16 protein-coding genes are annotated in these 14,631 nt (G+C 36.8%); 4 read left to right on the top strand and 12 right to left on the bottom strand.

Annotated features, from left to right (window positions below; genetic code table 11):
• Positions 1-321 precede the first annotated feature (321 nt).
• Complete coding sequence (locus V7150_RS13955) at positions 322-534, top strand: DNA-dependent RNA polymerase subunit epsilon (protein ID WP_335519176.1); 213 nt, start codon at positions 322-324, stop codon at positions 532-534.
• Positions 535-537: 3 nt separating this feature from the next.
• Positions 538-2,205, top strand: coding sequence for a ribonuclease J1 (gene rnjA / locus V7150_RS13950; RefSeq protein WP_283922476.1), 1,668 nt, complete (start codon positions 538-540; stop codon positions 2,203-2,205).
• 40 nt (positions 2,206-2,245) lie between these two features.
• Here rnjA and V7150_RS13945 read toward each other — a convergent pair whose 3' ends face one another.
• From V7150_RS13945 to V7150_RS13890, 12 genes are all read right to left on the bottom strand, one after another.
• On the bottom strand, positions 2,246-2,905 hold the full coding sequence (locus tag V7150_RS13945; RefSeq protein WP_335519169.1) for a potassium channel family protein: 660 nt from the start codon (positions 2,903-2,905) through the stop codon (positions 2,246-2,248).
• 87 nt (positions 2,906-2,992) lie between these two features.
• Positions 2,993-3,913: a DUF4349 domain-containing protein gene (locus V7150_RS13940; RefSeq protein ID WP_420490290.1), complete on the bottom strand. Its 921-nt coding sequence runs from the start codon at positions 3,911-3,913 to the stop codon at positions 2,993-2,995.
• Between the two features lie 171 nt (positions 3,914-4,084).
• A complete protein-coding gene (locus V7150_RS13935; RefSeq protein WP_335519163.1) occupies positions 4,085-4,540 on the bottom strand; it encodes a TlpA disulfide reductase family protein in 456 nt (151 codons plus the stop codon).
• Between the two features lie 67 nt (positions 4,541-4,607).
• Positions 4,608-5,156, bottom strand: coding sequence for a peroxiredoxin (locus V7150_RS13930; protein WP_335519161.1), 549 nt, complete (start codon positions 5,154-5,156; stop codon positions 4,608-4,610).
• Between the two features lie 283 nt (positions 5,157-5,439).
• The gene (locus tag V7150_RS13925; RefSeq protein ID WP_335519158.1) at positions 5,440-6,558 is read right to left on the bottom strand and encodes an N-acetyldiaminopimelate deacetylase; all 1,119 of its coding nucleotides are present in this window, start codon (positions 6,556-6,558) and stop codon (positions 5,440-5,442) included.
• 58 nt (positions 6,559-6,616) lie between these two features.
• Positions 6,617-7,327 (bottom strand): 2,3,4,5-tetrahydropyridine-2,6-dicarboxylate N-acetyltransferase, encoded by a 711-nt coding sequence (gene dapD, locus V7150_RS13920; RefSeq protein WP_335519156.1) that lies wholly within the window; start codon positions 7,325-7,327, stop codon positions 6,617-6,619.
• A gap of 75 nt (positions 7,328-7,402) precedes the next feature.
• Positions 7,403-8,290, bottom strand: a complete 888-nt coding sequence (locus tag V7150_RS13915) for a LysR family transcriptional regulator (RefSeq protein WP_335519154.1) — start codon at positions 8,288-8,290, stop codon at positions 7,403-7,405.
• Positions 8,291-8,320: 30 nt separating this feature from the next.
• The gene (locus V7150_RS13910) at positions 8,321-9,826 is read right to left on the bottom strand and encodes an MDR family MFS transporter (protein ID WP_335519151.1); all 1,506 of its coding nucleotides are present in this window, start codon (positions 9,824-9,826) and stop codon (positions 8,321-8,323) included.
• Positions 9,827-9,884: 58 nt separating this feature from the next.
• Positions 9,885-10,328: a cyclic-di-AMP-binding protein CbpB gene (cbpB, locus tag V7150_RS13905; RefSeq protein WP_283922467.1), complete on the bottom strand. Its 444-nt coding sequence runs from the start codon at positions 10,326-10,328 to the stop codon at positions 9,885-9,887.
• A 115-nt stretch (positions 10,329-10,443) separates the two neighbouring features.
• Complete coding sequence (locus tag V7150_RS13900; RefSeq protein WP_040204715.1) at positions 10,444-10,680, bottom strand: YkuJ family protein; 237 nt, start codon at positions 10,678-10,680, stop codon at positions 10,444-10,446.
• 312 nt (positions 10,681-10,992) lie between these two features.
• On the bottom strand, positions 10,993-11,229 hold the full coding sequence (locus V7150_RS13895; protein WP_335519147.1) for a hypothetical protein: 237 nt from the start codon (positions 11,227-11,229) through the stop codon (positions 10,993-10,995).
• 70 nt (positions 11,230-11,299) lie between these two features.
• Positions 11,300-12,511, bottom strand: coding sequence for an EAL-associated domain-containing protein (locus V7150_RS13890; protein WP_335519144.1), 1,212 nt, complete (start codon positions 12,509-12,511; stop codon positions 11,300-11,302).
• Between the two features lie 143 nt (positions 12,512-12,654).
• Here V7150_RS13890 and V7150_RS13885 point away from each other — a divergent pair, with 143 nt between their 5' ends.
• Together V7150_RS13885 and V7150_RS13880 are read left to right on the top strand one after the other, a co-directional pair.
• Positions 12,655-13,509 carry a C39 family peptidase gene (locus tag V7150_RS13885; protein WP_335519141.1) on the top strand — a complete coding sequence of 285 codons (855 nt, stop codon included), beginning with the start codon at positions 12,655-12,657 and terminating at the stop codon, positions 13,507-13,509.
• Positions 13,510-13,670: 161 nt separating this feature from the next.
• Positions 13,671-14,543 carry a metallophosphoesterase gene (locus V7150_RS13880; RefSeq protein ID WP_335519139.1) on the top strand — a complete coding sequence of 291 codons (873 nt, stop codon included), beginning with the start codon at positions 13,671-13,673 and terminating at the stop codon, positions 14,541-14,543.
• Positions 14,544-14,631: the final 88 nt, after the last annotated feature.

The raw sequence follows: 14,631 nt of genomic DNA, 5'->3' as shown, positions 1-14,631 counted from the left end.
ATTATCTACCATCACTAGCTTTACATTGGACAAGGTTCGTATAAAATAAGAGGTAAGGAGATGATCCACTATGTTAAAGAAGCTAAGGAAAAAGCTCTTAAAACAGTGGAAAGATTTGCTGCGAAAAAAGTCCATTGCCTAAATTTTTAGGGCCCTTCAAACTTGCGAAGGGCTCCTTCATTATTGTAAATTGTAAAAATAGATTATTTTTTACATACTTTTCATCATTCGTCCCAAAGCTGTAAAAAGAAAATAAATGAAAAAGATGAAAATATTTTATATAATAGAAAAAGTTATGATTTAATAAGGAGCGAATCTGTCATGGTATATAAAGTATATTATCAAGAAAGTATTAAAGAAGTCCCAGTACGGGAAAACACAAAAACCCTTTTTATTAAAGGAGAATCGGTAAGGGATGTACGCACCAAAATTGCCGACCGCGGTTTTAATGTTGAATTTGTACAAGAAGTAAAAGGAGCATATTTAGAATATGAACAACAAAATGAAGACTATAAAGTATTGGAGATTGGATAATTTATGAAATTTGTAAAAAATGATCAAACTGCTGTTTTTGCCCTAGGTGGTTTAGGTGAAATTGGCAAAAACACGTATGCAGTTCAGTTCCAAGATGAAATAATCTTAATCGATGCCGGAATAAAATTCCCTGAGGATGAATTATTAGGTATTGATTATGTTATACCTGATTACACTTATTTAGTTAAAAATGAAGAAAAGATTAAAGGTTTATTTGTCACACACGGACATGAAGACCACATTGGCGGTATCCCTTATTTACTTCGTGAGATTAATATCCCTATCTACGGGGGAAAACTGGCACTTGGATTAATTAAAAATAAATTAGAAGAACACGGTTTATTAAGAAATGCTAAACTGATTGAAATTAAGGAAGACGATGTTATCAAATTCCGCAAAACATCAGTTACTTTTTTCCGAACAACCCATAGTATTCCTGATTCCTATGGGATTGTCGTGAAAACACCCCCTGGTCAAATCGTCCATACAGGTGATTTTAAATTTGATTTTACCCCTGTAGGTGAGCCTGCCAATTTAACCAAAATGGCAGAAATCGGAAAAGAAGGCGTTTTATGTTTACTTTCAGATAGTACAAATAGTGAAATACCTGATTTTACGATGTCCGAACGTCGGGTTGGTGAAAGCATCCATGATATTTTTAGGAAAGTTGATGGGCGTGTAATTTTTGCTACCTTTGCATCTAATATCCACAGACTGCAGCAAGTAGTTGAGGCAGCAGTGGTAAACGGCAGGAAAGTTGCTGTTTTTGGCAGAAGCATGGAAGCCGCTATCAATATTGGGCTTGAATTAGGTTATATTAATGCACCAAAAGAAACATTTATTGAAGCAAATCAAATTAACCGATTGCCTGCTGATAAAGTCACGATTCTATGTACAGGCAGTCAGGGGGAACCTATGGCTGCTCTATCTCGAATTGCCAATGGGACACATAGACAAATTCAAATTAATCCTGGAGATACTGTCGTATTTTCATCCTCACCGATTCCAGGAAATACAATAAGTGTCAGCAGAACGATTAATCTGCTATATCGAGCAGGCGCGGAAGTAATCCACGGGAAATTAAGTAATATCCATACTTCCGGACACGGCGGACAGGAAGAGCAAAAGTTAATGCTCAGGTTAATTAAACCGAAATTTTTTATGCCAATCCACGGTGAATATCGTATGCAAAAAATGCATGCTAAGCTTGCTGTCGATTGTGGAGTTGAGGAAGATAATTGTTTTATTATGGACAATGGCGAAGTATTAGCACTCTCCGATCAAACTGCACAGGTAGCTGGAAAGATTCCATCTGGTTCCGTCTATATTGATGGCAGTGGTGTAGGAGACATTGGAAATATTGTATTAAGGGATCGTAGAATTCTTTCAGAGGAAGGTTTAGTTGTCGTAGTTGTTAGTATTAATATGAAAGAATTTAAAATTGCTTCAGGCCCAGACCTCATTTCTCGAGGATTTGTTTATATGAGAGAATCTGGTGATTTAATCAATGATGCTCAGAATCTAATAACTAAACACTTAAATAAGATAATGGAAAGAAAGACAAGTCAATGGTCTGAAATAAAGAATGAAATCACAGATACATTAGCCCCATTCCTTTATGAAAAAACAAAACGGAGACCTATGATATTACCAATAATCATGGAAGTATAATAAGAAAACGGAAGCGCCTTATTTTAGGCACTTCCGTTTTTTATTCTAAGACTTTTCTTTCGAATCTGTCGATATCGGTATCGTTTCCAATCACAATTAAAACATCATTCACATAAAGGATTTCTTTCGCTTGTGGAGAAACAATAATTTCTTCTCCTCTTTTAATGGCTACAATATTCAACCCATATTTTTTACGAATATCCATATCCATTATAGTACGTCCGCCTAGTCTTGCGTTTGCAACAATTTCTACAATACTATGCTCATCTGAAAGTTCTAAGTAGTCAACCACATTACTTGAAGCCATATTGTTGGCAATCCGTTTCCCCATATCTCTTTCAGGGTGAACAACATGATCGGCGCCAATTTTCCGAAGAACTTTTTCGTGATAATCATTTTGAGCCTTTGCTGTAATACAAGCTACCCCTAATTCCTTAAGAATAAGAGTTGTGAGTATACTTGCCTGAATATCATCGCCAATCGCGACAATCACATGGTCGAAATTACGAATTCCTAAACTTTTCAAGACATTCTCATCTGTTGAATCACCAACTACCGCATGGGAAGCAATCATTGCATATTCATTTACACGTTCTTCATTTACATCAATACCTAATACTTCCATCCCTTCATCGGTTAGAGTACGACAAATACTTCCACCAAACCGACCAAGCCCTATTACTGCAAAACTCTTCTTCATAATAACTCCTCCGATAAAAACAATGATCTTAATATAGGTTTATTTTAGCATTCTTCATCAATTTTATATATAACGAGTTATCCCCTCTTAATCCTGACTTTTTCTATTTTTCCTTTTTTTATAGTAGAAGAGGAGGAGAAAACAAACGATTAACAAAACCCCTATTAATGGAATGTTACCAATAATAAATACAACTAATCCTGATAGGCCCGCCAATAACATATTGGTGCTTTTCATAAATTGTTTTTTTGTTTTCTCCCAAGTATTTAGCTTGTCTTTATCAATATGTGGAACAATTACCTTATTTTCATAAAGGATAATATTTACAGTTGAAAGAGATGTTTGGTTTTCTAAAAACTTCATTTTTCCCTCAATCGTCTCTATTTCTTCTTGAACAGCCGCTAAATCCGCAGAAATTTTTAATAAATCCTCTGTTTTTGCTGCGCTCTTCATAAAGGTCAACAGCCGCTCCTCAACAACCTTTTTAGATTTTAATCTTGATTCAAGGTCAACATATTCCTCTGTTACATCCTGCCCAGTAATATTCCTCTGCAGCACCTCAGCTGCTTGCCCTTCAGCTTCATGCAAAAAGTCTTGGAAATGCTTTTGCGGTACTCTTATTGTCAGACTTCCGCTCAATTGTTCTTTCCCCTCTTTTGTCACAGTGGATTCAGCTATATATCCTCCAAATTTTTGGGCTTTTTCTTCCAAACTTCTGACAGTTTGAGCAAATTTTTTAACGCGTAGCTGCAGGTCAGCCTTATAGATGACCATCTGGTTTTGTATCTCAATATTTGCGGTATCTGATGTTTTCTCATCCTTAGCCTTCTCATTAGAGAATAAAGCCGCTTGGTCCCCACCGCCAGCCTTAGATGAGTCCATTTCCGCTTTACTTTCTACATTCATTTTTGCACTGTCACTTTTATTATTCGAACTGCACCCTGCTAACCCAAGCATTATGGCAATAATAAACACAAGAAATATCTTTAATTGCTTTATCAATCTCATACACCCCTTCTTTTTCTCTAATAGTTACTGTCCGATAGATACACTTATTACTAATACGGACGATAAATCGGAAGCAAGGTTACAAAATACCAAAATATTGATTAGCACGGAAAAATGCCAATAAAAAAACTGCCCGTTGATATTCAACGAGCAGTTTTTCCTTTGTCGATATTATTCTGTTTTTTCCAATTCATCTAAAACACGATTGACGCGTTTCTCGAGCATTTTCATCCCGCTTCCGCCAGCTTGAAAATGACGGAGCTTGCCTTCACGATCGAATACATAATAGGCAGGAACATATTGATTTTCAAAGATTTCTGTTAGCTTATGCTCACTGTCCACAAAGATTGGCTGTGTGATCCCGTGTTCAGCTGCTACTTTCTTAATCTCTTCAAGATTTAAATCATTTTCTGATCGTGGCATATGGACCGCGACCACGTTTAATTTCTCTTTAAAATCATCACGGAATTGATTTACTTGCGGCATCGCTTCCTTACAAAGATGACAGCTAATTGACCAAAAATGAATTAATGTTGGTTTTTCGCCGATTAGTTCATCTCTTGTTACTTGACCGTTTAACCATTCAGTCGCCCCGGTTAACTCTGGCATTGGTTCGCGTAATTTCATGTTAAGCCCCCTATTTTAAAATAGACCTAACACTTATGTAAGGTTAGGTCTATCATGTTTAGATAAATTATACGTTTAATGTAGCTTGTCCTGGCTTCCAGTTTGCAGGGCAAAGACCGCCAGTCTGTAATGCTTGAAGAACACGTAAAGTTTCATCTACATCACGGCCGATATTGTTGTGGTTTACAACAGAATATTTTAATTCACCTTCTGGATCGATGATGAAAAGACCGCGAAGAGCAATACCTTCTTCTTCAATTAGCACACCATAATCACGAGCAACAACATGGTTTGTATCTGCTGCTAGTGGATAGTTTAAATCGCCAAGACCGTTTTCTTTACGATCTGTTTTAATCCATGCAAGGTGTGTATGAATAGTATCAGTTGATGCACCAATGACAACTGCATCTAGATCTTCAAACTCTTCATAACGATCGGACATTGCTGTAATTTCAGTTGGACAAACAAATGTAAAGTCCATTGGATAGAAGAACAATACAGTCCATTTATCATTTTTCATGTTTTCTTCAAGGCTTACTTTTTTAAATTCTTTGTTTGGCATTACAGCATCCATTTCAAAGCGTGGCGCTTGTTTACCTACCATACGTTCTGGCATTAAAATCCCTCCAAATAAATTAATTAAATGAGATTTACTAGTAAATCTCATATGCTAACCCTTTTGACAATTCTCATTATAGGACAAATCTAGTTTTGAGTCAATATTAAATTATAATTAATTTAAATAAATATTAATTTTAAATTAAAATTTAATTTCTCCTAAGTCAGTTTTGCCTATTTCCCATGAGAATAAACGAAAATATGTAACTGTATTCCATTAAATTTTAACATGATTAACCAGCAGCACCAAATAAAATGACTTTGTAAGTAAAAGCTTATAACTAATTCCCTTTATACGAAATATAATTTGTCATAACCTTTACAGCCACATCAATCGCAGCTTCATTTGGGTTTAATTTGGCATGATGCAGACCAAACGTTGAGTCAACACCCAGCCAAAACATGAAACCAGGAATTTCTCTAAGCATATAGCCAAAATCCTCACCTGTCATCGCTTCCTCACATTCAATCACCCTTACATCTGGATCCTCTTGAATAAAATCGATAAACTCTCTTGTAATCGATTCCATGTTATATACTTGGTGGTACATTGAACCATAGTCAATGACGGCTTCACATTCAAAGCCTATTTCAATTCCTTTTACAACAGCCTCAATTCGGTGCTTAACCTTTTTCATCGATTCTGGTGATAATGTCCGAATTGTTCCTTCAAGCTTTGCCTTTTCAGCGATAATATTTTGAACCGTTCCACCTGTTATTTTACCTATGGTGATGACGGCACTATCTAATGGATTTACATTTCTAGAAATGATGGTTTGCAGCTGATTGACTAATGTACAGGAAGCAATTATCATATCATTTGTTTGGTGTGGATAAGCGGCATGTCCCCCCTTTCCCTTTAGGTAAATAAACAATTCCGAAGTATTGGCAAATAATAACCCTTCTTTCAAGGCGATTGTTCCAACAGGATACTCTGGTGCAATATGGAGGGCAAAAATCATGTCCGGCATCCATTCCTTCATTTCTTCCGATTTCAACATTGGTTCTGCCCCGCCAGGCCCTTCCTCAGCGGGTTGAAAAACAAACAAAAGGTCATCATTAATAGGATTTCGGACAAAATGAGAAAGCACGCCAAGAGCGATTGTCATATGAAAATCATGGCCGCAGGCATGCATCTTTGCCTCGTGTGAAGAGGAAAAAGATAAACCTGTTTCCTCGTTAATAGGCAGGCCATCAATATCTGTTCTATATCCGATTGTTTTGGCAGGATTAAGACCATGAATCTTTACAAGTATGCCTGTCCTCCATTTTTTTATCGAAATACGTTCTTGAGGCAATGACTGTATGTAAGACAATAAATATGCTTGCGTTTTAATCTCTTGAAAACCTAGTTCAGGTATTTGATGAAGGTCACGGCGAATTTTGATTAAAGGGTTCATCTATGTACCTCTCCTTTTTAAAAAAGAAGCGTGGATTAGGATCCACGCCTGCAATTTTCTATAATTGACGAAGTTCTTGCATGATTTCTGTCTTTGATTTTGTCTTTTCATCAATGTCTTTTATTTTCCTTGCTGGTGTTCCAGCTACCACAGTATATGGAGGAACATCTTTAGTTACTACAGCTCCTGCGGCTACAACCGACCCTGTACCTACTGTTACTCCTTCAAGTACCACGGCATTCGCTCCAATTAGAACATCATCTTCAATAACAACGGGTTTTGCAGATGGCGGCTCAATTACCCCTGCTAAAACGGTTCCAGCCCCGATGTGACAATTTTTCCCGACTGTTGCTCTGCCCCCAAGGACAACACCCATATCAATCATCGTTTTTTCTCCAATCACAGCACCAATATTGATAACAGCGCCCATCATAATCACTGCATTATCACCGATTTCCACTTGGTCACGGATAATGACACCCGGCTCAATACGAGCATTTATATATTTTGTGTCTAACAATGGTATGGCTGAATTGCGGCGGTCATTTTCTACAACAAAATCTTCAATTTTGTTCTTGTTTGCTTCTAAAGCAGCATTAATTTGTGACCATTCGCCAAAGACAACACCAGTACTACCATTAATAAAAGCTTTTGCTTCGCTCCCAAAATTAATTCCTTCTAATTCACCTTTCAAATAAACCTTAACTGGTGTAGATTTTTTACTATTTTGGATAAAAGAAATAATTTCATTAGCATCCATCATTTTCATAATTTTTTTACCCCCTATAAATATGTACTGAAAATACTTTAACAAACAACAGTAATGAAAACAAGAAAAACAACACTAATCTTCAGAAGATTCAGCGATGTGTTCTTTGATCAGCTCGACAAAGGCTGAAACTTGCTTTAATTGGAAAGCAGACTCATACCCTAACAGCCATGTATCACGTTTTAATGGCTCGTTATTCTCATCCACAAGGGGTATTTTAAAAATATCCTTTTCTGTTCTACTTAGCGTAATCGCCGGCAAAATGGCGTAGCCTATTCCATTAAAGGCCATTTGTTTACACGTCTCAATTTGGTCAACAACGACTGTCCTCTTAGGTGAGGTTTTAAAGTTACGCATCCACCAATCTTGAATCTCTTGATAATAATTAGAATCACTTTTAAATTGAATAAACGGACGGTCGGTTGCTAATACTTGTTCAGGTCTAGTAATTTCCCGATCAACTAAATAAAGCGGATCGTTAAAAAGATGCACTTTTATCCCCTTCCAATCCGGAGTTCCGCGGATTATCCCTATATGTACCTGGTCATCGTATAAGCATTTAAGTATTTCGCTACTCCACCCCGTTATCAGTGAAATTTTTACTTGCGGGTACTTATCTATGAACTTCTTTAAGACTTGTGGCAGCCAGTTCTGACCTACGATAGATGCCACAGCAATTTTCAATGTCCCAGAAACTCCTGCTTGGAGAGAATGGATGGTTTCGCGAACTTTTTCTTGTTTTTTAAGGACGTCGTTAACAAAATCTATAACATGTTCTCCAGCCGGAGTTAGTGCTAGCCCTTTTTGTGAGCGAATAAATAGTTTTGTTCCCCACTCTTTTTCAATTGTTTGTAACCGTTGTGAGAGGGCTGGCTGAGAAACAAATAACCGCTCCGATGCTTTACGCATATTCATTTCCTGTGCTAATACAGATAATAATTGAAATTCTGTTAATGAGGACAAGAAAATCTCTCCTTAAAAGGCCGTATGAGTTTAATCAGAGGCCGCGTTCTTTTTCGGGATAAATAATATAAATAGCAAACTAATGAAAGCAAAAGTGAGGACTACATAATAAACAGTGTGTAAAGAAAACGTCAGTCCATCCTGTAAAATAGCTTTGACAGATTCAGTCAGTTTATCTCGATCACTTGAATTTAAGAGAATATTAGCGTCATCTACTGATAAGGACCCGTCTTTTTGACTAAAATAATGGGTCATGCGGTTATTTAGGATTCCTCCTAACAAGGCCGCACCAATAGTGTTGCCAAGATTTCGCATGAACATATTCGCTGCAGTAGCAATTCCCCTTTGCTGCCAGCCAACAGTACTTTGAATCGAGACAATAAATGCAGTGGATGTAAGACCCATCCCCACACCAACCAAAAAGGAGCCCACTGCTGCCCATATTGGACCAGAGGAAGCCGACATAGTCACAAAAGCAATACTCCCAATAATTAAGAATACTCCACCAGTAATGGAGGTTTTCCGGTACCCGATTGTGGTTAGCATCCGCCCCGAAAGTGTGGATGCTATTGGCCAGCCGATTGACATCGTGGTTAGTGTAAATCCCGCAACAATTGGGGGTTGTTCCATTACACCCTGAACAAAAGTCGGTAAAAAGCTTGAGATCCCTATTAAAATCACACCAGTTGTCAATGATGTGATATTGGCGATAAAAATGGAGCGTTCCTTCCAAATTGAAAATGGCATTACTGGTTCAGAAGCCCGTCCTTCTTGAAAAATAAACGCAATCAAAGATAGTCCTGACAAAATAAACAGACTGACAATCTGCCATGATCCAAAGCGGCCTCCACCCTCAACTAGGACAAACATTAGTGTTGAAATCGTAATCGTTAAGAAGATGGCACCAAGATAGTCTATTTCATGTTTTTTCTTTTCTACATTTTCATGCAAGTACAGCCAGAGTCCAACTAATGATAGGATTCCAAGCGGAATATTAATCCAGAAAACATAATGCCAACTGACATATTGCACGAGTAAACCGCCGACTGCCGGACCTGCAATCGCAGAAATCCCCCATACACTTGAAAGATAACCCTGAATTTTCGCCCTTTCTTCAGGGGTGTATATATCTCCCACTATGGTTGTTGCTATTGGTGTGACCGCTCCTGCACCAAAACCTTGAATTAATCGAAAAATGATCAGTGACTTCATGGATGTGGCAAAGCCACATAGAATCGAACCGATCAAAAAAATAACAATTCCAAAAGTAAGAATCGGCTTTCGACCAAATAAATCAGACAATTTCCCATAAATCAGGACAGTAACAGAATTCATTAAAAGGTAGGCAGAAAACACCCAGCTATAAAGTGCAAACCCACCTAAATCTGCGACAATTGCCGGCATTGCAGTTGAAACAATCGTCGCTTCAATAGCCCCCATAAACATGGCTAGCATCACTGATGCTAGTACAAGTGGTTTTTTCGTTTGCCTTTTTTGTGAGCTGCCTATTGCAGACTCCTCATAATCAGTTTCCATCAAAACACCTCAAACCGAAAAAATATAGCTCCCTTTTGGGAGCCTCAGCAAAAATTCTCTACTTTTTGAATCTTTTTACAATTTTGTTTAATTGATTTAAAACCGTGCTTCTAGGCAAAATCCCTTCAAAAAATCCATCTTCATTTTCAACACACAGAAATGGATGGTTTACGAGTAGATCCAGACACACAATGATCGACTCAGAAATTACCACTCGTGGAATCGATCTTTTCATAACCTCTTCAACCCGTTTGTTTTCAAGCAATTCAAATTCAATTCGTTCAAGTCCAAGAATGGAATCCATAATAATTGGGGTGCTAATTAACCCATGCAGCTTGTAAAGTGGATCTAATACAGGAATGGCAGTATATCCACTTTTCGAGAGTACCAGCAAAGCATGTTCGAGATTATTTCCAATTTGCACATGGGCAACCCGTTCAGATGGTATCATTAATTCTTTTATGGTTAGCTCTAAAAATTCCCCACTGGGAAGACTGATCATCACCGAAAACTCCTCAATGTTTGTTTTTCTACAGACTTATTTTATCATAGTTTTCGGAGATCCGCGTAATTTTAAAACGGATTCCCATATAAAAATAAGGAACCAATTAAGGTTCCTATTGAATCAAATCAAAAATTTCGATGGTAATCATATCAATATTATCAAATTGATATCGCTTCGGCTTTTCCTTCTCGTTATATATTTCTAATTCAAATGTTTCCGTTTTTGGATGAAATGTTACTTGACACTTTCTTTCACCATTTACCTCAAAATAACGTTGTGCCGGCTCACCACTATTAGATTGTTCCTGAAGGTTTTTTAACCTTGTTAATATACCTTGAAGCTGTGACATAAGGCTTTTCCTCCTTTCAAACACAAACAAACTGTCTACATTTATGTTTCTCATTTGGCATGTTTCTATCCTGATGGATTTTTTTCAGAATTTTACAAGTGAATCTTTTTATATGCCAATATTAAAAGAATAAATTAATAGACTTCATTTGTCCAAGTAAAAATAAAATAAATAGGGATTTTTTTTAAAAATAGGCTATGTTAAAGCTCATTGTTGATTTTGCTACTCTGTTGATTGGAGCGGAAATCCCAGACAAGTTTAACAGAGCCAAAAAATAAAAGAAAAAAATAGGCCTCTCGAGCTTGAGACCTATTATACAAAGGTTATGGCGACAAAAAGGACAATAAAAAGAAGCAATGCAAAAAAGATTCCATATGCCAGAAAAATTGGATTTCTCGCGTAAACATTCCCCTGTACTGGTTTAGCAATTTTGGTATCTAATTCTCCTTCTACCGTCTTTTGTTGTCTTGCAACAGACAATGTATATACCAGAGAAACCGCAAGAATACCGAATATTGCTATGGCAAGAATATTAACGAATAGATTCATGAGCAAGTCTCCTTCTTATGAATGTTATCATTAAATTGCCACTCCATGTCTCATTCTATGCAGATGCATTCTACAGTAATTGGTCATGTTCAAATAAATAATGGTAAGAAATATCGATAAACAAATAATCATTTTCGTTCACAGGAAATGAAAAAGTCCGAATGGTCTCACCTGTTTCAATATCACAATACAAATCAGATAATCTTCCCTTTTGTTCATGACGCATTTTTATGATGTTCTCTAAAAAATACGGGCGCCAGCTCCAATTTTTATTTAAGTATTCAGACTGTATACTCCAGCCATTTTTTGCTTTAAAAATATTGGCTGATTTTTGAAACCCATTCTCATCGCAAACATACATTCGAAAAGCTATTCCATCCATTTCCTTTATTAACGCTTGAAAAAGGTTGTCGTAGCCTGACTTTCTGTTTTTAATTACTATTTCCTGAACCATTGTCTGAAAATATTCTGTTGTCTTATAAACAGCTTCTAGTTTTCGCTTTTCATATGAAATAAAGTCATAAAATTTTTCCTTTAAGCGGCACTTTAAAAAATCACGTTTAATAAATTCTGCTGCAGGTGGATGTAAATAATAGCCCTGATAATAGTGGCCGCCATTTTTCCAGGCAAACTGGAGCTGATAACTCATTTCAATATTTTCAAACAAAAGCGTTGCACCTATTTTTCTTGCCAAAAGCGACAATGAATACAATACATCATTAAAATTCATACCCGTTGCCGTAGATTTCAAGGCCTGAAGATTGATCTTTATAATATCTGGTTCAAGCTGACCAATTCGTTCAAAATAATGACTTTCGCTTCCAATACTTGCAATAGCTATTTTTACCCCATACGTTCGATAATATTGCACGAGATGATCAAACTGATCTAAATCACCTTGATAATTCCGATCGGATATTTCGAGAACAATTCGATTTAAGCTAAGTCCCCTTTTTTCAAATGCTAAAAGCTCCTGTAAAAAAGGTTCACCATGTCCAAACATTAATAATTCCGAATTTCGATTCAAAAAAATACTGACATTCTCATCAAGCTCTAACGCTTTTTCAAGAGCCTTTTTCACTAACAATATATCTACTTCAAACTTATATTCATCAGGAATTTGATCATCATGAAAAAAGGGACCTAAGCTAATGACGTTATCCTCTGTGTGATAACGCCCCAAAACCTCATAGGCAATGACACATTGCTCATCGGCACTAAAAATCGGTTGAAAATATGGAAAACAATTTTCAAGATCCGATAGGATTTCCAATGCATCCATCCAAGTTCCTCCAAAAAAAATTATTTCTCATAATACCATACGCTTCATTCAAGCTTCTCGTTCTTTTCCAAAAGGATACCATTATAGCTGCAAGGATACAATCATATCCTATACCCAAGCTTCCACAAAGGAGGATATGTATTTTGAAAAAACTTTATGTAATAGCCTCCATCCTGCCAATGTTTGGATGCGGCCACTTTCAAGCTGATACAAATGAAAGTTCAAATCAAGTAAATAAGCAGCAGCCGAATTCATCGATTACAGAGAACACAAAATCACGAGGTACTGCCTCTAATCAAATAAAAAGTAAATCATATACGATAAAAGATCTAGATGACCAGGTAATTAACATAAAAAATGAAAGTGCTAAAGACAACGAAGTCAGTACTGCTCAAAAAAAAGATTCGGTTATGCTTAATGTGATCCAAATCAACCAAAACCCTGAGCTAAGATACGGTTGTGAAGTGACCAGCCTAGCAATGGTATTGAATTACGCTGGCGTTGAAACAAACAAAATGGACCTGTACCATTCTATTCAGAAGGATTCAGATCCGCTTATCAAGTCACCAAAGGGTGATATCTTACATTGGGGAGATCCTGCTGATGGATTCGTTGGCGATATGACAGGAAAATACCCTGGGTATGCCGTTTTCGATAAACCGATGATTACCTTAATCAATCAAAAATTACCAGGGAGAGCTGTAAATTTAACAAATCAGCCTTTTGAAAAAATATTAGAGCATGTTTCGGCCGGATATCCTGTAGTTGTATGGACAACAGGGGATTACCGCCTTCCCGATCGTTGGGAGGGATGGAATCACGGTAAGCAATATATCAAAACTCCCTTGGATTTACATGCGGTTGTACTGGTTGGTTATGATGCCAATTATGTCTATTTAAATGATCCGCTGTCAGGAAAGAAACAAGTAAAAGTCGGAAAGGAACAATTTATTTCGTCCTGGAAAGCCTTACAGAGCCGTGCAGTAAGTTACAAATAAGGGCAGTCATATTTTGACTGCTTTTTTTTAATTATTTTTGTTTTATTGAATAGACATTTATAAAGAACCTTTTTGCTTGCAATATAGGATATTTTTAAAGAAAATACATATGGACTCTTCTATTTTCTAGAAAGTGAAAAAAGATAGGTTGGTAGAAAAAAATGGCAAAAAAGCAAACGAGGAGGACGTTCCTGAAACGTACATTTGGTTCATTTCTTACTCTTCTTGGGTTGAATTCAGGGGGTTACCTCTATGCCCATCGAATTGAGCCCTCACTACTCGATATTCAAGAACAGCAAATCAAACATCTATTAATCCCGAAAAGCTTTGACGGAATAAAAATGGTTCAATTTAGTGATACCCACCTAGGATTTCAATACAATCTTTCCCAATTCAAGAAATTAGCAGCTAAAATCAATGACCTAAAGCCTGACATCATTTTATTTACCGGCGATTTGATGGACGAACCAAATAAATATACAGAAATGAATAATTTACTACCTATTTTAGAAAAATTACATGCACCGCTTGGAAAATACTGCATTTTTGGAAACCATGACCATGGCGGCTATGGGTCTGAAATTTACCGTAATATTATGGAGACTACCAATTTCACCGTCCTTTTGAATGAATCCATCCCAATTAAATTGAAAGATGGCAGCAGCATTTACCTGCTTGGTATTGACGATGCGATGTTAGGAAGCCCCGATTTGCCGTTAGCCTTAAAAAAAGTACCGGATAACCGATTTACGATATTGTTATCCCATGCCCCTGACCTTGCTGATTCAGCTATGCAATATCCAATCCATTGGCAAATCAGCGGACACAGCCACGGCGGACAGGTTAAAATTCCATTTATCGGGGCGCTTGTCAAACCTCCATTTGCCCAAAAGTATCCCGAAGGACTCTATTCGATAGGAGAGGAAAATCCGTTAACCCTCTATGTAAACAGAGGAATAGGTACAACTCGACTTCCTTTTCGATTTTTGGCTAAACCGGAGTTAACAATTTTTACTCTTAAACCAGAGGGATAAATAAAATCCTTATCCAATAAATGATAAGGATTTTATTTATTAAGTTTCAGTAAAAAAGTTCTGATTTTTTAAAATAATGTTTTTACAT

The organism is Neobacillus drentensis (genome assembly GCF_036965245.1).
Taxonomy (GTDB): Bacteria; Bacillota; Bacilli; order Bacillales; family Cytobacillaceae; genus Neobacillus; species Neobacillus drentensis_G.
The sequence above is the reverse complement of the archived record's forward strand: the minus strand, read 5'-3'. Positions and strand labels throughout refer to the sequence as shown.